The sequence below is a fragment of the Burkholderia sp. 22313 genome, from assembly GCF_052045245.1.
GTDB lineage: Bacteria > Pseudomonadota > Gammaproteobacteria > Burkholderiales > Burkholderiaceae > Burkholderia.
Genome location: NZ_JBQEON010000007.1, coordinates 139,514 through 156,676, shown reverse-complemented (window position 1 = coordinate 156,676; position 17,163 = coordinate 139,514). Strand labels below are relative to the sequence as shown.

General features: G+C 67.0%; 13 protein-coding genes. 2 read left to right on the top strand and 11 right to left on the bottom strand.

Annotation, left to right across the window (positions count from 1 at the left end):
• Positions 1 to 173 precede the first annotated feature (173 nt).
• The 6 genes from ACTJKF_RS08555 to ACTJKF_RS08530 all read right to left on the bottom strand — a co-directional run bounded on the left by ACTJKF_RS08555 (position 174) and on the right by ACTJKF_RS08530 (position 6,235).
• Positions 174 to 503 carry a hypothetical protein gene (locus ACTJKF_RS08555; protein ID WP_440623122.1) on the bottom strand — a complete coding sequence of 110 codons (330 nt, stop codon included), beginning with the start codon at positions 501 to 503 and terminating at the stop codon, positions 174 to 176.
• Positions 504 to 614: 111 nt separating this feature from the next.
• Entirely contained in the window at positions 615 to 2,063 is a 1,449-nt protein-coding gene (locus ACTJKF_RS08550) for a GDL motif peptide-associated radical SAM/SPASM maturase (protein WP_440623121.1), read from the bottom strand.
• A 103-nt stretch (positions 2,064 to 2,166) separates the two neighbouring features.
• Entirely contained in the window at positions 2,167 to 2,751 is a 585-nt protein-coding gene (locus ACTJKF_RS08545) for a DUF1842 domain-containing protein (RefSeq protein WP_440623120.1), read from the bottom strand.
• Between the two features lie 46 nt (positions 2,752 to 2,797).
• Complete coding sequence (locus ACTJKF_RS08540; RefSeq protein WP_440623119.1) at positions 2,798 to 3,415, bottom strand: DUF1842 domain-containing protein; 618 nt, start codon at positions 3,413 to 3,415, stop codon at positions 2,798 to 2,800.
• Positions 3,416 to 3,463: 48 nt separating this feature from the next.
• Positions 3,464 to 3,652, bottom strand: coding sequence for a DUF1843 domain-containing protein (locus tag ACTJKF_RS08535; RefSeq protein ID WP_440623118.1), 189 nt, complete (start codon positions 3,650 to 3,652; stop codon positions 3,464 to 3,466).
• A gap of 294 nt (positions 3,653 to 3,946) precedes the next feature.
• Positions 3,947 to 6,235 carry a sigma 54-interacting transcriptional regulator gene (locus ACTJKF_RS08530; RefSeq protein ID WP_440623117.1) on the bottom strand — a complete coding sequence of 763 codons (2,289 nt, stop codon included), beginning with the start codon at positions 6,233 to 6,235 and terminating at the stop codon, positions 3,947 to 3,949.
• A gap of 347 nt (positions 6,236 to 6,582) precedes the next feature.
• Here ACTJKF_RS08530 and ACTJKF_RS08525 point away from each other — a divergent pair, with 347 nt between their 5' ends.
• Positions 6,583 to 6,840 carry a hypothetical protein gene (locus ACTJKF_RS08525; RefSeq protein ID WP_440623116.1) on the top strand — a complete coding sequence of 86 codons (258 nt, stop codon included), beginning with the start codon at positions 6,583 to 6,585 and terminating at the stop codon, positions 6,838 to 6,840.
• A 265-nt stretch (positions 6,841 to 7,105) separates the two neighbouring features.
• On the opposite strand, the gene ACTJKF_RS08520 is transcribed toward ACTJKF_RS08525, so the two are convergent.
• Genes ACTJKF_RS08520 through ACTJKF_RS08510 form a run of 3 tightly spaced genes read right to left on the bottom strand, consistent with a single transcriptional unit; the run spans position 7,106 to position 10,229 of the window.
• Positions 7,106 to 7,735 carry a PqiC family protein gene (locus tag ACTJKF_RS08520; protein WP_440623115.1) on the bottom strand — a complete coding sequence of 210 codons (630 nt, stop codon included), beginning with the start codon at positions 7,733 to 7,735 and terminating at the stop codon, positions 7,106 to 7,108.
• On the bottom strand, positions 7,732 to 9,027 hold the full coding sequence (locus ACTJKF_RS08515) for an MlaD family protein (protein WP_440623114.1): 1,296 nt from the start codon (positions 9,025 to 9,027) through the stop codon (positions 7,732 to 7,734). Before ACTJKF_RS08515 ends, ACTJKF_RS08520 begins: the two co-directional genes overlap by 4 nt.
• On the bottom strand, positions 9,024 to 10,229 hold the full coding sequence (locus ACTJKF_RS08510) for a paraquat-inducible protein A (RefSeq protein ID WP_440623113.1): 1,206 nt from the start codon (positions 10,227 to 10,229) through the stop codon (positions 9,024 to 9,026). Before ACTJKF_RS08510 ends, ACTJKF_RS08515 begins: the two co-directional genes overlap by 4 nt.
• A 671-nt stretch (positions 10,230 to 10,900) precedes the next feature.
• On the opposite strand from ACTJKF_RS08510, the gene gfa reads away from it, so the two are divergent.
• A complete protein-coding gene (gene gfa / locus ACTJKF_RS08505) occupies positions 10,901 to 11,476 on the top strand; it encodes an S-(hydroxymethyl)glutathione synthase (protein ID WP_440623112.1) in 576 nt (191 codons plus the stop codon).
• A 177-nt stretch (positions 11,477 to 11,653) separates the two neighbouring features.
• Here gfa and ACTJKF_RS08500 read toward each other — a convergent pair whose 3' ends face one another.
• Complete coding sequence (locus tag ACTJKF_RS08500; protein ID WP_440623111.1) at positions 11,654 to 12,658, bottom strand: chemotaxis protein CheB; 1,005 nt, start codon at positions 12,656 to 12,658, stop codon at positions 11,654 to 11,656.
• A 231-nt stretch (positions 12,659 to 12,889) separates the two neighbouring features.
• A complete protein-coding gene (locus ACTJKF_RS08495) occupies positions 12,890 to 17,032 on the bottom strand; it encodes a CheR family methyltransferase (protein ID WP_440623110.1) in 4,143 nt (1,380 codons plus the stop codon).
• Between the last annotated feature and the right edge of the window lie 131 nt (positions 17,033 to 17,163).

Genomic DNA, 17,163 nt, shown 5'->3' with positions numbered 1-17,163 from the left:
GATGTCGAGGCCCGGCAATGCCGGGCCCGACCGCACACGATAAAAACGGCTTCTTGCGGTGGCGCCGCCGGGCCCGAGGTTCGCGCCGCGTCGTCGGATCAATGAGTATCGACGAAACGGAAACAACGCCCCCACTGCCTGCCGTCGCGAGTGCTAGCGTTCGATACGCCGACTCACGTTCTCGTCACCTGGGTTTTCGCGAAATAGGTGTACGGCCCGTTGGGGCTCCTTTCGGCGATATATCCCGCACACCACCCGGCGCCCCACGGCTGCTTCGTATTGAAATTCTGGTTGTTTTCGTTATCCCAGCTCCACGCCTTCGCATCGGTCGGATTGGATGGAAAGCCCCCGGAATACAGGCAGACTCGCCCTTGCTGCGCGCGAAACGGCGCATTCGTGGACCACTTGATCCAGCAGGTTCCCTGGTATTCATACAGCGACAGTTCCCAGGAGTACGTACCGACACCGGTCACCGGTGCCACTTCCGCTTGCACGTTGCTCATGAACATTCCCCATAAGGTCCATTTGTCATGGCCGATCCAGCATCGGCCACCCGTTTTTTAAAGTGGTTCCTGGACTCCACTCGACGTTCGCCGAGGCGTGCCCCGGTTCACTCAACTCAGCAGCCGCTCGACTTCCTCGATGAGGGCATGACGACGCTGCGCGTCCGCTTCGTAAGCCCGCTCGGCGGCCGCGATGTCCGCCCCGCAGTGCGGGCACTGCGACTCGTGCCGATGCACGTAGCTGTTGCACGCTCGGCACACGGCCAGCCTCGGCGGGATTCTCCCGACCTCCGGCGCACGCTTGCCCTTGTGCTGCCACGCGAGCTCGACGGTCTGTCCCGAGCGGGAAATACTCGCGACGGGCGTGCCGTCCGCAATGCGTTCCGTGATCAGATCGAAGCGCCCCACCGCGAACGACGCGGGTGCAGCCTCCTCGATCTTCTCGATGCGCTCGCGCAGCCCCTGCTTCTTCAGTTCGAGCACGCGATAGTGGCAATACGGGTTGTTGCCCGGCTTGCCGAGCAGCGAATGCGAGGTCCACGTACAGCCGCCACGGCACACGTCGGCGTAGTAGCACGTGCGGCAAAATCCCCACAGGTCGTCAACCGAGCGCAACCGGCCGAAATGGATCGCCTCGCTCGTGCGCCAGATCTCTTCCAGCGACAGATCCCGGATGTTGCCGCCCGCGAAGCCGACCGTTGCGAGCGACGGGCATCCCTTGACGGTGCCGTCCGCTTCGAGCGCGATGACGGTCTGCCCGGCCGCGCATCCGCTCCAGTGCACCCGCTCGTCGCCGAAACCGCGCCACAGATGCTCGTACGGCCCGAAGTAGCCGATGTTGTTGCCGACATTCATCAACAGCCCGCGATCGAGCCCCCGCTGGTAGAGATCGGCCAGCAGCGGCATCAACGCTTCGAGCTGGTAAGGCTGCAGAAGCAACGCGTCATGATCGACCGCGTTGCCCATCGCGACCGTCAGCTGAATCTGCCAATGTGTCGCCCCGATCTCGATGATCGTGTCCATCAACGCGGGCAGGTCGCGCATCGTCGCGGAACCGATCTGCGTGTTCACGCTGACCGCGAGACCGTGCGCACGGGCACGCTTCAGCGTATCCACCGCACGATCGAACGATCCCGGGACATTGCGCACCTTGTCGTGCAGCGGCGCCAGCCCGTCCAGCGACACGCCCAGCCCGTTGAGGCCCGCTTCGACCGCCTGCGCGAGCCGCGCGGGTGTCAGGTTGCGGCCGCCCGTCTGCACCGCGCAGTACATCCCGTGCGCGCGGATGGCCTTGATGAGTTGCGCCCAGTCCTTGCGCAAGTAAGCCTCGCCTCCGATCATCGACACTTCGCGGGTGCCGAGCCTGGCCAGCGCATCGATCACGTCGAGACACTCGGCAGTCGACAGTTCGCTGGTGCGCCGGTGGCCCGCGCGCGACCCGCAGTGCAGGCACTTCAGGTCGCAGGCCAGCGTGACTTCCCACACGACGTGGACCGGGACGAACCGTTGGTAGTCCTCTCCGCTCAGGAAGCGAACCGGGCGCGCTTGATTGTCGTCCATATCGATGTCCCTCGAGTATCGTCCGTCCCGCACCGGCGGCTCGCCGGCCGGTGATCGACGGCGCCCGCCGCGGGCCGCGGCAGGCGCCTCGCCTCGCAAGCGCTCAGCGTCGGGCTTCCAGCCGGGCGATCTCGGCGTTCAGGCCGGCGAGGGCTTCTTCGATGCGGCCGGAATCGGCGAGCTGTTGTTCGGCCTGGCGGGCCAGCGCCTTCATCCGGCCGAGATCGCCCGATTGCCGCGCCTGCTGCAGGCCGACGCCGTACAGCGGCGTGACCGGATGGCGGGGCTCGAACGGGTGCAGCGCGCCGGTCACCGTCATGAGCGCGTGGTCCACCTCATGCCAGCGCGCGCCGTCGAAGAACCGGTAGCTGGCGACCCCCGACTTCCAGTCGGCCTCGACGATGCCCTGCAGGCGGAACGTTTCGGCCAGGCCGCTGGTCGGCCCGGATGGATTGCCGAGCAGGCTGACGACGAGTTGCGTCTTGCCGCCGGGCGTCAACACGATCGGGCTGTACTGGCCCCACACCTGCGCACTGAATTCGAGCGGCGGCCAGGTCGTCTGGGTGACGCGCGCCACGCCGCTGACCTTCTTGGCGGGCGAGTTGATCAGTAGCGCCAGCGTGAGGACCGGCGCGCCTATCGCCGGCGTTGCGACGCGAAAATTCACGGGAAAAAGAGCGGCGGACATTGAATGGCTCCTGTAGCGAATAAGGATCGGGGCAACCGGGCCGGTTTCAGTTCCCGGCTTCCAGGCGCGCGATTTCGGTCTTCAGCGCGGCCAGCGCTGCCGCGATTTCGTCACGGCTTTGCAACTGGTGCGTGGCCGCGGCCGCGACCGTCTTCATGTGCGCGAGATCGCCGGAGGCCGCCGCTTGCTGAATCGGCGCGCCATACAAGGGCCGCGGGCCGCCGTGCGGTTCGACGATCACCGGCCCGGGCTCGAGCGGCACGAATTCCCGGTCGATCCGGGCCGGCACGTTCTCGAACGCGCGCCAGCTGCCGTTGTCGAAAAAGCTGTACGACGCCACGCCGCCTTGCCAGTCGCTTTCCAGCACGAGATGCAGCCGGAACGTCACGATGGCATTCGAGTTCGGGCCGCCGTCGTTGCCCTGCAGCGTCATCAGGATGCGCGTGTTGACCGGCGGCATCAGCGCCATATAGGTGTAGTGGCCCCAGACGTCCGCATGGAAGTCGACCGGCGGATTCACGGCCTGCCCGATCGTTGCGGTACCCACCACACTGCCTTCGGGTGCATCCACGAGCAATGCGAGCCTGAGCGATGGCGCACCCGGCATGCCGGTGCCGATGAGATAGCCCGCGGGGAAAAGCCCGGTACGTGTGTTCTCTGACATGTGGTCCTCCTGCGTGGTGAACGAAACGGCGATGCGTGCGCCGGCCGCTCAGGCCTGCTCGCGCCGCACGATCTCCTGCTTGAGCTTGCCGACCGCGGCGGCAAGGTCTCCGTGCTGCTTCAGAACCGCTTCGGCCTCGCCGAGCAAGGCCTTCATCTTCGATAGATCGCCTTCCGATATGGCTTGATGGATCGCTACGCCATAAGGCGGAATGGCATGGCCGGTTTCCCTGTTCATGACGGTCTCGCTTGAAAGGTCGTCGTGCCGATTCGCGGAAGCCCCGCGAGCATGGGATCAAGCAACGGATATGCCAGTCGTGGATGGGCAGGCCTGCGCCGGCGCGCCGTGCTGCCGCTCGGCAACCGAAGGACGAATTCGTCCGATCGTTTGCTGCGTGGTGGACGAATGTGTCCATGCGCGTCGACCGGGCGCCGACCTTCGCCGCGCGCCGCGGTCCCGGAATGAAGGTGTCATGGGGGCAATCCGCCGTGCCGCACCGCGCACGCGCGGGACATCGCGCTCGAGCGAGCGCTACTGCAGGCCCGGATCCTGGAGCGGCGTGGCCGACGGTCGCGGTGCGACGGGCAGGTGCAAGGGCCGTTCGAGCGTTTCGATGATCGACGCCGGCCGGGCGGCCGGTCGCGACAGATCCGCGAGATGGCCCATCGCGGCAAGACGAGCGGGCACCGAGCCCAGCGCCAGCGCCGTCGAGATCGCGATGCGCAACCCTTGCTCGGCACCCGCCGTATCGCCCAGCATCGATTGCGCACGGGCCTTGAGGATCAACAGCTCGCCGAGATACGCACGCTCCTGCCGGCGAATCATCTTGTCGAGCGCGTCGGAAACCAGCGCTTCGCACTGTTGCGCGCGCCCCGTGCTCAACAGGATCTCGCCATGTTTCCAGGCCTTGATCGAATGGAACAGCGCGCCGCCCTGCCGTTCGATTTCGTTTTCATAGGCGTCCAGCAGCATCGCCTCGGCCGCGTCGAACTCGCCGATCGCACTCAGGTAGCACGCCCTGAAAATCCGCACCGCACCGCCCGCACAAGCCGGTGCGCCGGCCGGCGGGATCGCGTCGAACGCACGGGTCAGGTTCCCGAGCCGATCGACGTCGTTGAAGAGCATCGCCAGCCACGCGGCGCCTTGCAGGTCGAGCGCGCGACCGGGCAAGGACGGCGGCTCGAGCTCCGCTCGCTCGGTCAAGCGGTGCATGGCACCGCGTGCATCGTCGAGTGCGCCGGTCTGGTAGGCGGCCAGCCCCTCGAACGTCAACGCGAGCCCGGCGACATCGGTGCCGCAGACCCCGAGCCGGCGATCGGCGCGGCCGATGCCGGTCAGGCCGCCACGGGACAGCAGCGCCAGCGCCTCCTCGCTGTCGCCGAGCCAGAACAGCGTATTGGCCAGCGCGACGTGAGCGTCGTCGAGCATCATCCGGTCGTCCGTTGCGTGCGCGCGGTGCAGCAGCTCCTGCGCGGTGGCACGCGCCCGGGTGAGTTGCAGCGTCACGAGCTGTGTCGTCCAGATGCCGAAGTGCACGGTGGCGAGCTCGCGTGCGTCGCATACGCCATCGCCGATCGACAAGGCCGTCTCGTAACAGGCGGCCGCCTCGGGAAACTGCCAGCCATGAACACTGCGCAGCACGACGGCCAGCAGGCGATAGGCGCCGAACTGCAAGCGGCGGCTGTCGTCGGTCGGGCTGGCCTTTTGCAGCAGATCGACGCAGCGGCGCAACAGCGCGACGGATTCGCGATACTGGACGGCACCGGCCAGCGCTTCCGCCCGCTCCAGGCACTGCCGCGCCTCGCCGTGCTGCGCTTCGCGCGCCTTGAGCCGGCGCTCGACGACCTTCCGGCTCACGCCGAGCAACGCGGCCGCGGCGCTCTTGTTGTAGGAAGTCCGCTCGAGCGCGCGGTCGATGAGCAGGCGTTCGGCTGCCGCCAGCTTGTCGCTGCCGCCGAACTCGAGCAGGCGATCCGCGAGCAGCGCGCATGCCGTCGCGTCGGGCGCGTCCTCCGTGGCCAGGAACGGCGCGAGCGTGTCGACGTCGATCCGCGCCTGCTCGGCGAACACGCTGAGCTGGCTGACGAGATTGCGCAACTGGCGCACGTTGCCCGGCCACGGATGCTCGCACATCCGCTTGATGGCCGCCGGCGTGAACGCGATCGCGCGCGTTTGCTGGGCAGCAAAATGCGCGGCCAAGAGCGGGATGTCCTCGCTGCGTTGCGCGAGCCCCGGCACGTTGAGAATGAAGACCGCGAGACGGTAGAACAGGTCCTCCCTGAACCGGCCGACGCGCGCTTCTTCCAGCAGGTTTCGATGGGTGGCCGCCACGATGCGGCCGGCAAATCGCTGGCTCGCCGACGCGCCGATCGGCCGGAACGTGCGCGTTTCGAGCACGCGCAGCAGCTTGGGCTGCAGCGCCAGCGGCAGCTCGCCGATCTCGTCGAGAAAGAGGGTGCCGGCCCCGACCTGGCCGAACAGGCCGCGGTGGTCGTCGACCGCGCCCGTGAAGGCGCCGCGGACATGGCCGAAGAACTCCGCCTCGATCAGGTCGTGGGGAATGGCGCCGCAGTTCACGTCGATGAACGGCATGTCGCGCCGCGGGCCGTTTGCGTGAAGGCGTCGCGCGACCAGTTCCTTTCCGGAGCCGGTCGGCCCGACGATCAGCAGCGTATGCTCGGTCGGCGCCACCCGATCGATCATCCGGACCAGCTGGCGCAGTGCCGCCGACACGCCGATCAGCACATGCGCGTCGAGCATGCCGGTGCCGTGCGCGCCCGCGTCCGGGCCGGCAACGGCCCTGTTCCGTATCCCGTTCATCTCACGATGTCCGGCAATCGCGATACAGGCGAAGGCGAAACGCTGTCGAGCCGACGCATCATGATGTCGGCGAACGCCGCTACGCCGGAATTGTGCAACGCGCCCGCGCTGCGGACGTCTGTCCCCGGTCTTTGCATGCCCGTTCCTGTACGGTGAGGCTCTGGAGCGATTCTTTTTGAATTTCTTGTCTTTTTTGAAGGCCGGATACCCCACGGCCCTTCACGCATCGACCTTTCAGCATCCGCACCGGTGGCAATCCGGGCGACGACTGAATCGCGGCCGTTGCTGAAGACAGTGTAGAAGGATTTATTAACTCGGGAGCCGAAATAAATGGGGTTTGATTATCGATGGATTTTGTCGGTCGCGGTAATAATCGCGAGGTTTGTTCAATGAACTCTGCGAGTCAAAACCGCTGCCCGATACACCGGCCGACGGTTCCTCGCATCAATCCCGCGCGCGAAAACGCTATCGCTGCATTTCTGACGACAAAACCCGACCTCTTCGCCAGAAACATCGATGCGGTCGTTTTTCGAGAAGAAGATTTCTCGACATTCTTTCAAGAAAACAAGGTTGCCGCCGTTACGGCATGTCCGCTTGATGGATAACGGCAGCCCGACATTGATTACGGATCGGTTTCCAAATGGCGCAGCAATACCGCGGCAATGCAATAGATTCGCGTCTTTTATCTGGCCGCACGATCGGGAAGAGGATCCGGCGCGCTATCGAAACGGCGCGAGCGAGCCGGGACAAAAATATTCATGGATGAACCGCACGGCGCGCTCGCGAAACAGAACCGGAGAATGAAAGGCCGCGCCGGTCTTCACGCCGGCGAATTGGCCAGATCGCGCCGCCGGCGGATAGCCCGTTCCTTTACCGCGCCGGCAACGCGCCGGCGATCTGATCCGCGAGCTGGCCGAGAATCCGGCTCAGCGCAGTCGCTTGCCCGGCCGCATCGAAGTGCGCGATCCGCGCCGTCAAGGTTGTCTCGCGGCTCAACGTCACGCGAGCAGGATGACCGGACAGCACGGTCCACGCAGCCTCGAACGTCAACCTGCCGTTTTCGTCCGCATGCGCGTCCAGCACCGTGACGACCAGCGTGCGCGTATCCGGCTGCCGGGGCGCGTCGGGCAACACGACGGCGCCCGCGGGCAGGCGCGTCAGCAGATCCTGCGCCAGCGTCCGACGCATCATCCGGTCAAGCGGCGCGCCCCAGCGGGCGCCGTCGTCGATCACGAGACGGTTCGCCGAACGCTGCACGACGACTTCAAGCCGATCGAGCTCCGCCGGATTATGCACGGCGGTGAGCTGTACCGGCGAAACCGGCTCGCTGGCGAACGGTGCGGAAGCCGGCATCGCAGTCAGCGTCACGTAGCGCGTCGGCGGACTGTGTCCGCAACCGGCAACCAGCGCGCCGGTCAGCGCAACGACGATCGCCGCGGCACTCGACCGCAGCGCGTTCAGCGCGGAGATTCCGTTCCGTCGCCCTGCGTGGCCGATCATGGCTGGTCCTCCCGTCTGCCGCGCACGAGCGCTTCCGGATGCCGATCGAGATAGTCCGCCAGCGCGCGCACCGAGCGTGCGGTGTCGGTCAGCTCGCGCAGCGCCGCGGGCAAGCCGGTCTGGGTCGTCGCGTCGTCCCCGAGCGTCCGGTTGGCCGCCGCGACGGCCTGATCCGCGGCATTCGCGGTGTCGCGCAGCTGCGCGACGAGCGGGCCGATCTGCGGTGATACCTGCTGCAGCGTCCGGTCGATCTGCGTCACCGAGCGGTCGATATGCGCGAGGCTGTCGCGTATCTGCGGCGATCCCGCCAGTGCGTTGATCCACGCCGCAATGCTGCGCACGTCGTCGCCCGTCGCCTTGATCGGCAGCGCGTCGAGCTTGCCGGCGATGTCGTTGGCCCGCGCGGCGATCGCGTTGAGGTCCGCTGGCGCGACACTCGGTATCTCGGCCGGGCCCGGCCCGGTGACGAACGGCGCCGCCGGCGCATCGCTGACGAAGTCGAGGCTGACCAGGCGCGAACCGACCAGCGGCGGATCCTGGACCAGACGTGCGCGCAGCCCCTGTGCGACAAGCCGCCCGAGCATGCCGTCGACGACGGGACGCCAGTTGCCGTTCGCCGGTGGCCGCACGCCGGCAATGCCGAGTGCCGAAGGCTCGAGCGCGATCTGCACGGGCGTGCCGAGCCGCCCGGTGCCCGCGTCATAGCTCAGGCGCACGCTGGTCACGGTGCCGACCTGAAAGCCGCGCAATTTCACGGGCGCGCCGTCCTTGAGTGCGCCGGCCGCCCCGGCAAACCGGACGACATACGGGACGACGGGCCCATGCTCGGGCGCCAGGGCCGGCCGACGCTCGGTGCCGTCGAAGCGCCGCGCCGGCTTGCCGGGCCCCGGCTCCATGACGATTTCCGGTCCGACCACGAGCGCCCGCAGCGACGCCGGATCGCTCATGTCGGGTTGCGCGCCGCGCAGGAAGAACCGCGTTCCGTCGAGCAGATATTTCTCCTCCGCCCGATCGATCCTCAACGCGGCCTCCACCTGCCGGCCGTCGGGCGACACCGCGATGCGCGACACCGTCCCTACCTTGACGCCGCGCAGCGTCACTTCGGTATCGTCGACCTTCATGCCGTGCGCGTCGGAGAACACGACCGTCACGGTCTCGCCGCCCTCCGCCACCGCGCGGATGCCCAGCCATCCGACCACGCCGAGCGTGGCGATGGGAACGGCCCAGATCCAGCCCGGCCACACGCTGCGGCGCACGTCGGCGCGGGTCCGTTGCACGCGCGGGCGGTTCATCGGCGCCTCCGGTCGAGCGCATCCCACATCAGCCGCGGATCGAACGCACGCGACGCCAGCATCGTGAAGAACACGACGAGCGCGAATGCCGTCGCACCGGCCGCCGGGTCGGCCGAGGCAATGCCGTCGAAGCGAATCAATGGAACGAACGCCGCGATCGTGAAGACATCGACGTTCGACCAGCGGCCCAGTTCGTCGATCCAGCGATGGATGCGCCCTTTCAGGCGCAGATGCCGGCGCGATTGCCGCAGCACGGATACAACGAACCAGGCCATGCCGACAATCTTGGCAACCGGTATCACGATGCTCGTGATGAAGGTCAGGATCCCGAACGGCCACAGTCCAACGTGAAACAGCTGCAATACGCCGTCGACGACGCGATGCGATACCGTGTGCCCGAATTGCATCGACACCGTCATCGGCAGCAGGTTCGCGGGTACGGTCAGAACGAGCGCCGCCAGCGACAGCGCGCTCGCCCGTGAAAGCGGCGCCGCCTTCCGTGCGCGCAACGTCAGCCCGCAACGCGGACACGCGCGTCCTGCGCGCTCGGCCGGCTGGATCAGGTCGCAGGCGGTGCACGAGAGCGTGGCCTCCCCCCGCGCCGGATGCCGTTCGGCCGCAATGGCTCGCCACACGGTGCGGCGATCGAGCGACGCACGCGTGATCATCGACATCAGCCCCGCGGCGATCAGGCAATAGCCGCCCGCACCGATCGTGCCGGTCAGGTTCTGCGTGACACGCGCATAACCGACGATGCATCCGACCAGATACACGTCCGGCATCGCCCATGCATCGAGCCGGAGCGTCCATCGGAACAACGTCCCGATGCCGGTGAAGCGCCAGCCGAAGCGGACCGCACCGAGCACCAGCATGAGGCCGCCAAAGCGGGCAAAGGGCAGGACGATGCCGAACATCGCGAGCAATGCGGCCAGGATCACCCACCCGTCGTCCCACATCGGCAGAAGCCCCGACGCGAGCACCGACGCATGGGCGGTTCCGAGCATCGTGACGGTCATCAGCGGCGCCAGGTTGGCCGGAAACAGCAACGCGAAGGTCGCAGTGGAACAGGCCAGCGCGGCCTGCACGCTGCGGCCGCTGCGACGCTCCAGCGGCGCATGGCAGAGCCGGCAGCGCACGAGCGCGTGCGCGCCGACGGGCGGAATGTCCTCGAGCGCGCCGCATTCGGGGCAGCCGATGGTCATGATCCGGCCTCGGCGTCCGCGCATCGCGCACGCGTGCCCGGATGGGACATGTCGCGTGCGGTCCTGCATCGACGTGCCGCCGTTCGAACCCGCCGCAGCCGCGCGCGCCGGATCGATGCGCCGATCATCGCGCGCAATGCGTGATGACACGCGTCATGGCAGAACTTGCCAGGCTCCCGCCGCTGGTCGCGCACCCTGGTACGCATGGCTCCTCCTGCTCGATCGCACCGCCACCCCGGCACCGGGCGCCCACGTGCGGCGCCCGAGGCCCGATACGCGCCGGCTCGATGTCCCATTAGAGATGCGCGCCACCCCGGCACCGAGGTCTCGCGTGCGAGCCGACCCTCGCGGTGTCCGCCGGCAAACCGCGTGCCTCGCGGTTATCGATCGCCCGTCAACCCGTGCGGTGCCCGTGCCGGCTCCGGCACGTCGGACGATACCGATCGGCACCTGCGCGCAGCGTTCGCCCGTCACCGATCCGGCGTGCGCCAGGCCCGGCGAGCGCCGGCATCGGGAATCGCCGGATATACTCCCCACCAGTATCGTGCTTATACTCCCCCCCAGTTTCATTCGACGAATGACGGACACCGTGCGGCCGCAAGAAGGAAGCAAGCGCCCAGGCCGTTCCAGACCGTCGTTCACTACTGAAGCACCGAAAAAGGAGCATGACCATGTCCGTCGCCATTCATCCCACAGTCGATCGCGGTGTGCAGAAAGGAGCCGATTCGTTCGCGGGCGGTACGCTGCGCTGCCTGTGCACGCAGGACCCGGTCGAGGTTCGGGTCGATTCCCAGGTCGCGTTCAACCACGCATGCGGCTGCACGAAGTGCTGGAAACCGGCCGGTGCGCTGTTTTCCGTCGTGGGCGTCGTGCCACGCGACAAGCTCGCCGTGACCGCCCATGGCGAAAAACTGCGCGTGGTCGACGCCACGGCGCTGATCCAGCGCCATGCGTGCACCGCGTGCGGCACGCATCTGTTCGGGCGCATCGAAAATCGCGATCATGCGTTCTACGGTCTGGATTTCATTCACACCGAACTGTCGCCGGATGCCGGCTGGGACGGCCCCGGGTTCGCGGCCTTCGTCTCGTCGATCATCGAAAGCGGCACGCCGCCGTCGTCGATGGCGGACGTGCGCGATACGCTGCGCGGCAAGGGCCTGGAGCCGTACGATTGCCTGAGCCCCGCGCTGATGGACGCGCTGGCGACGCACACGGCCAAGGCCAAAGGGACGTATCGGGACGCGTGAGGTACGCGGCGTGGCCGGCGCGATCGGCAAGATGGTCGCGACGACCGCGTGGTCGCTCATCACGTGCGTCCACGCATGATGGGGCCACCTATGCACGTCGCCGAGATCGCGACGCGCGCAGATCGGATAGCACGCGCGGTCGTTCGCCATCACGGGGATCGGCCGCGGATTGCGCCCTCACCCCGGTTCCCCCACTTGCATCGTCACGCCCACTGCATTGCGCAGCACGTCCGCGAGTTGCTGGTTCTCGTCGATGCGGGCCTGCTCGATGGCCACGTCTTCGGCGTTGCCGGTCCGCCGCGCCCATTCCTGGCGCTCGCGCGCGAAAATCATCCGCTCGTGCACGGCCCGGATCGCCGCCCAGATCGCGTCCTCCGTTTTCTGCGCTTCCGCATCCGCCAGCGAAAGCGCCGAGAACGCGTGCCCGGTGTGGCACCGGTATCGCAACGGCCGATCGTCGCGCAGGCGCCAGAGCACGCCGTTGCAACTGGGGCACGTGAGCGCGGAACGTTCGCCGATTGCATCGAGACGCTGAGGCGCCACGAGGCCGTCCTCCGCAATCCGGGCCTCGTCGTCGAGATCACGCAACTCTGCCATTTTTCCCTTCTCCTCCACACGTGCGCCGTAGACGGCCTCATGAATGGTCCGCGGCAGGTCGTCGGTCCGCGCGATCGCATCGGCGCCCGCCGCGGCGAGCGCGCTGCGCGGCATCGACGGCGCCTCGCACTCGGCGGGGTCCTGAATGATCCCGTAGCCGTCCCGTGCCCGGATCGCGGCCAGTCCGGCGGACCCGTCATCCAGATCGCCGCTGAGGACCACGCCGACCACCCCGGCACCGTATTCGCGGGCCACCGATCGAAACAGCGGATCGGCGGCCGGGCGAGCGTAGTTTTCGGCGGCGGTGTCGAGCAACCGGAAGATCCCGCCGCGCAGAATCATGTGCCGATCCGGCGGCGCGACATAAATCCTGCCGGGTTGCGGGTGTTCCCCCTGGATCGCCTGGGTGGCAAACAACGCGCCCCAGCGCGTCAGCAGCTCCGGCAACATCGTCCGATGCCGGCCAATGTGCTGCACGATGCAAATCGGCACCGGGAGATCCGCGGCAAAGCCCGCCACCAGTGTCCGGAGGACCGGAAGGCCGCCGCGGGATGAGGCGATGACAACGATATTTCGATGGTTCATGACACCTCCTGTGTGCATGGACGAGCAAAGTCCATGCGTGATACGAGGTGTCGCCGTTCGGACGACGAAGAAATGCGGTACGGCAAGCCAGTGGCCCGCTGTATCGGGGTTTGTAGTCGATCGCCGTCAGACGGACGTCGACGAGGTGCGCGCGAGCGCGATGCCATGACTTGCAGCGGACCGCCGTCCGCTGCAATACCGCCACACGCGAATTGACTCAGGCGGACAACTTCACCGAGGGTCGGTCAATGCCGCGAGCAGCATCCCGAAATCCAGCGGTTTGGCGAGATGCGCGTCGAATCCGGCTTCCACGGCGGCCTGGACATCGTCCTGGCGGTTGCGGCCGGTCAGCGCAACGGCCCTGATGCCGGCCCATTGGGGATCGGCCTTGACCCGGTTCAGCAACTCGTAACCGTCCATGTCGGGCAGCCCGATGTCGGACACGATCGCATCGATCGGCGCCTTCGGCAGCATCTCCAGCGCCGCGGCACCGGTTTCGGCGGTGGTGACCACCGCGCCGGCCAATTCCAGCAGTGTGGTGAGCGACAGCGCCGTCTCCTGATCGTCTTCGACGAGCAGCACGCGCAGGCCGGCGATACCCCCTTCCGCGCCATCGCTGCCGGCCGGCAGCGCACGCTCGTCCGCCGCGGCCGGCAGCCATACCGTCATCGCCGTTCCGCGGCCCGGGCCATCCGAAGCCGCCGAAATCCGGCCGCCGTGCATGTCGACGAGCTGCCGCACCAGGGCCAGCCCGATGCCGAGACCACCGCGCGCCCGGTCGCGCGGCGCCTGCCGGAACATGTCGAACACGTGCGGCAGCGTATCGCTATCGATGCCCTGGCCGTCGTCGATGACGTCGACACGCAGCATCCGTCCTTCGTACGCCAACCGCACCACGATCCGCCCATGCGACTGCGTGAACTTCAGCGCATTGGACATCAGGTTCCAGAAAATCTGCTCGCATCGCACCGGGTCGGCGAGTGCGATGGCCGGACCGGCCGGCAACTCCACGTTCAGAACCAGCCCGCGCGCGTGCACGTCGGCTTCGCACGTATCCGCGATGCCGCGCAAGATGGCCGTCAGGTCGACCCGCGACACGTCGAGCGCCAGCTTGCCGGTCTGGATGCGCGACAGGTCGAGCAAATCGTCGATGATCTGCGCCTGCGCCCGGACCGCCTGCCGAATCGAGTCGGCCGCTTCGCGCACGGCGGGAATGTTGCGCGTCTCGGGAAGGCGCGGCAGCATCTCCGACTTGACGCCGATCAGGTTGAGCGGATGCCGCAACTCGTGCGACAGCACCGCCATGAACTCGTCCTTCAACTGGTTCGAGCTCAGCGCCTGCTCGCGTGCGGCCTGTTCCCGTGCGAGCGCCTCGCGGTTCGCATCCTCGCTCTGCTTGCGCAGCGTCAGGTCGCGGACGATCTTCGCGAAGCCGTTGAACGACGTATCGGAAATCGGCGTGACGACGCCGCTGCAGAAGATGCGGCGCCCGTCCTTGGTGCGATGCCAGCGCTCGTCGTCCGCGCGCCCTTCCCGGGTCGCGACGTCGCGCTCGCGCGCCGGCACGAGCGCTTGCCGGTCGTTCGGTTCGTAGATCAGCTCCACGTCCTCGCCGATCATCTCGTCTTCCGTATAGCCGAAGATGCGTTCGGCCCCCGCGTTCCAGCTCACGATCGATCCGTGGCAGTCCTGGATGATGATCGCGTAGTCCTTGGTCGATTGCGCGACCAGGCGCAAGCGCTGCTCGCCCGCCCGCGCCGCTTCTTCCGCGTGATGCCGGTCGGTGATGTCGATCAGCGTGATCACGGCGCCGTCGATGTGATCGTCCGCGGTGCGATACGGCAGCAGGCGCATCAGGTACCACCGGCCGGCCTCGCTCTCGATCTCGCGTTCGATCAGGCGCAGCGAATGGAACGACTGGCGGACATCGTCCGCGAGCGTCGGATACCGCAGCGCGTGCGTGATATGAAACAGCGAACGGCCGAGGTCGGTATCGATCAGGTTGAAGATCGCCGTGGCATTCGGCGTGAACCGCTTGACTCGGATTTCCTTGTCGACGAAGACGGTGGCGATTTCGCTCGACGCGATGATGTTGTGCAGGTCGTCGTTCGCCTTGGCGGTGTCTTCGATACGCGCCTGCGTTTCGGCGTTGGCCGTGGTCAACTCTTCGTTGACCGATTGCAGCTCTTCCTTGCTGCTCTCGAGCTTCTCGCTCGTCGAGCGCAATTCTTCGTTGATCGCCTGCAGCTCCTCGTTCGACGCATTCAGCTCCTCGACCGAGGTTTCATACTGCTCGATGATCGTCGCCAGTTGCTCGCGGCTGTGCTGCAGCTCCTGTTCGAGCTGCGCGAGCACCGGATCCTGTCCGCTCGCTTCGGCCTGATCCTCCTCGGTCATGCGGCCGGCCACCTCGTCGAACACGATCAGCAGGAATTCCGCATTGGCAACCTTGTCGTGGAACGGCCTGACGGTCATGTTGATCCACGACACGCGCGCCTCGTGCGCCCACTTGACGCGGCGCGCCTCGACGCTCGTCCCCGTCTGCAGCGCACGGAAAATCGCCGTGCGCAAATCGAGCCGCAGATCCGGCAGCACCAGCGTCATGATGTTGCTGGACAGCTCGCCGCCGACATGCCGCAGGAAGCGCCCGGCGTTATCCGACAGATGCACGACGTTCGATTCCTTGTCGATGATGACGCTCGGCGGCGAATACGTTTCCAGCGCGCGCTGATGGAGCTCCGAATAGGAGAAATTGCGCTGGGCCGGGCTGGCCGGCACGCGCAGCGGCGGTTGGGGCGTGGAGCGCTCGTCGCCGCCGCCGGCCTCGACCTGGAACAGCGGCGGGAAGCCCGTGGCCGGTTTCGCGCGATGCGTGACGACGCGGGCCTGATAGATCCGGCGTTTCTTGTCGACGACCGTAAACAGATCGTCGGCCGCGTCGGCCGATTCCGCCGTGCCGAGGAACAGGTAGCCGTTGGGACGCAACGCGAAATGAAACAGCTCGAGAATCTGCCGCTGCACCGCGCGCTCCAGGTAAATCAGCATGTTGCGGCACGAGATCAGGTCGAGATGCGAGAACGGCGGATCGCGCAGCAGGCTGTGCGCGGCGAACAGGATGCGCTCGCGCACGGCTTTCGCGATCACATAGTGCGCGCCCTCGCGCGTGAAGTAGCGCTGCAGCAGGACGGCGGGCACGTCGGTTGCGATCGACAGCGGGTAGGAGCCCGTGCGTGCACGGACGATCGCGGCTTCGTCGATATCGGTTGCAAATACCTGGATCGCCTGGCTCGACATCGCGGCCTCGCGCGCGCGCGCGAGCAACAGCGAGATCGAGTACGCCTCTTCCCCGGTCGCGCATCCGGCGACCCACACTCGCACCTGCTCCTCGGCGGATTCCGACGCGAACAACCGGGCGATCACTTCGCGCTCGAGAAAATCGAAGGCCTCGCGATCGCGGAAAAACTGCGTGACGCCGATCAGCATGTCCGCCAGCAGCGCGTTCGCCTCGTCCGGTGCGGTCCGCAGGAAATCCCGGTACGAGAGCAGGTCGCGCTGGCCGTTCACCTGCATGCGCCGCTCGATCCGCCGCAGCACGGTCGCCCGCTTGTACAACCGGAAATCGTGGCCGGTCCGCACGCGCAGGTGCATCAGGATGTCGGACAGCGCGCGTTCGGGATCGTTGGCGCCGGGTCGATCGCTGTGCTGGTTCGCTTGCGCAAGTTCGAGACTCTGTTGCTCGATGCGCCGCGCATTCGCCCACAGGTCCAGCAATTTTTGCGGCATGTCGGCCGCCGGCAGCACGATGTCGACGCGCGCGGTCGAGATCGCATGCTGCGGCATCTCCGCATACTCCGCGTCGCCCGGCGTCTGGGCGAGCGTGATGCCGCCCGCCTCCTTGATGTGGCTCAGGCCCGCCGCACCGTCCGAGCCGGTACCGGACAGCACGATGCCGATCGCCCGCGCGTCATGGGCGTCCGCCAGCGTCCGGAAAAAGTGGTCGATCGCGACCGTGGCAGTGTCGCCCGCGCCCAGCGCGCTACAGCGAAGGCAGCCGTCGGACATCTCGAGCCGCATGCCGGGCGCGATCACGTAGATATGGTTCTTTTCGATCGGTACGGTGGCCGTCACCTGATGCACCGGCATGCCCGTGGTGTGCTGCAGGACGTTGTCCATATGGCTGACCTGACCTCGCGCCAGATGCACGACGACGACGAACGCCATGTCCATGCCCGTCGGCGCGCTCTCGAAGAAGGTCTGCAAGGCCGTCGTGCCGCCGGCGGACGCACCGATGCCCACAACCGGAAACGGCAGATCGCTCTTCAACGTGATGGACAAGGGAAGCCGCTCCTGATGCGTAGGCTCATGCCTTGCCATTGATGTTCTCCTGTGGGTCCCCGGGACGTCGTATTGGGGCGCCGATCATGCGCTGGTTGCGCATTGTACGCGGCCAGCATGCCACGTTCCGGGCGCCGGGACGACTCTCCGCCGTGCAGCGTCCGTATCGC

Excerpts from the sequence above, each read along its gene's own strand:
- ACTJKF_RS08550 (WP_440623121.1), bottom strand. The coding sequence starts at position 2,063 with ATGGACGACAATCAAGCGCGCCCGGTTCGCTTCCTGAGCGGAGAGGAC.
- ACTJKF_RS08555 (WP_440623122.1), bottom strand. The coding sequence starts at position 503 with ATGAGCAACGTGCAAGCGGAAGTGGCACCGGTGACCGGTGTCGGTACG.
- ACTJKF_RS08510 (WP_440623113.1), bottom strand. The coding sequence starts at position 10,229 with ATGACCATCGGCTGCCCCGAATGCGGCGCGCTCGAGGACATTCCGCCC.
- ACTJKF_RS08540 (WP_440623119.1), bottom strand. The coding sequence starts at position 3,415 with ATGTCAGAGAACACACGTACCGGGCTTTTCCCCGCGGGCTATCTCATC.
- gfa (WP_440623112.1), top strand. The coding sequence starts at position 10,901 with ATGTCCGTCGCCATTCATCCCACAGTCGATCGCGGTGTGCAGAAAGGA.
- ACTJKF_RS08515 (WP_440623114.1), bottom strand. The coding sequence starts at position 9,027 with ATGAACCGCCCGCGCGTGCAACGGACCCGCGCCGACGTGCGCCGCAGC.
- ACTJKF_RS08520 (WP_440623115.1), bottom strand. The coding sequence starts at position 7,735 with ATGATCGGCCACGCAGGGCGACGGAACGGAATCTCCGCGCTGAACGCG.
- ACTJKF_RS08525 (WP_440623116.1), top strand. The coding sequence starts at position 6,583 with ATGGATTTTGTCGGTCGCGGTAATAATCGCGAGGTTTGTTCAATGAAC.
- ACTJKF_RS08545 (WP_440623120.1), bottom strand. The coding sequence starts at position 2,751 with ATGTCCGCCGCTCTTTTTCCCGTGAATTTTCGCGTCGCAACGCCGGCG.
- ACTJKF_RS08530 (WP_440623117.1), bottom strand. The coding sequence starts at position 6,235 with ATGAACGGGATACGGAACAGGGCCGTTGCCGGCCCGGACGCGGGCGCG.
- ACTJKF_RS08500 (WP_440623111.1), bottom strand. The coding sequence starts at position 12,658 with ATGAACCATCGAAATATCGTTGTCATCGCCTCATCCCGCGGCGGCCTT.
- ACTJKF_RS08495 (WP_440623110.1), bottom strand. The coding sequence starts at position 17,032 with ATGGCAAGGCATGAGCCTACGCATCAGGAGCGGCTTCCCTTGTCCATC.
- ACTJKF_RS08535 (WP_440623118.1), bottom strand. The coding sequence starts at position 3,652 with ATGAACAGGGAAACCGGCCATGCCATTCCGCCTTATGGCGTAGCGATC.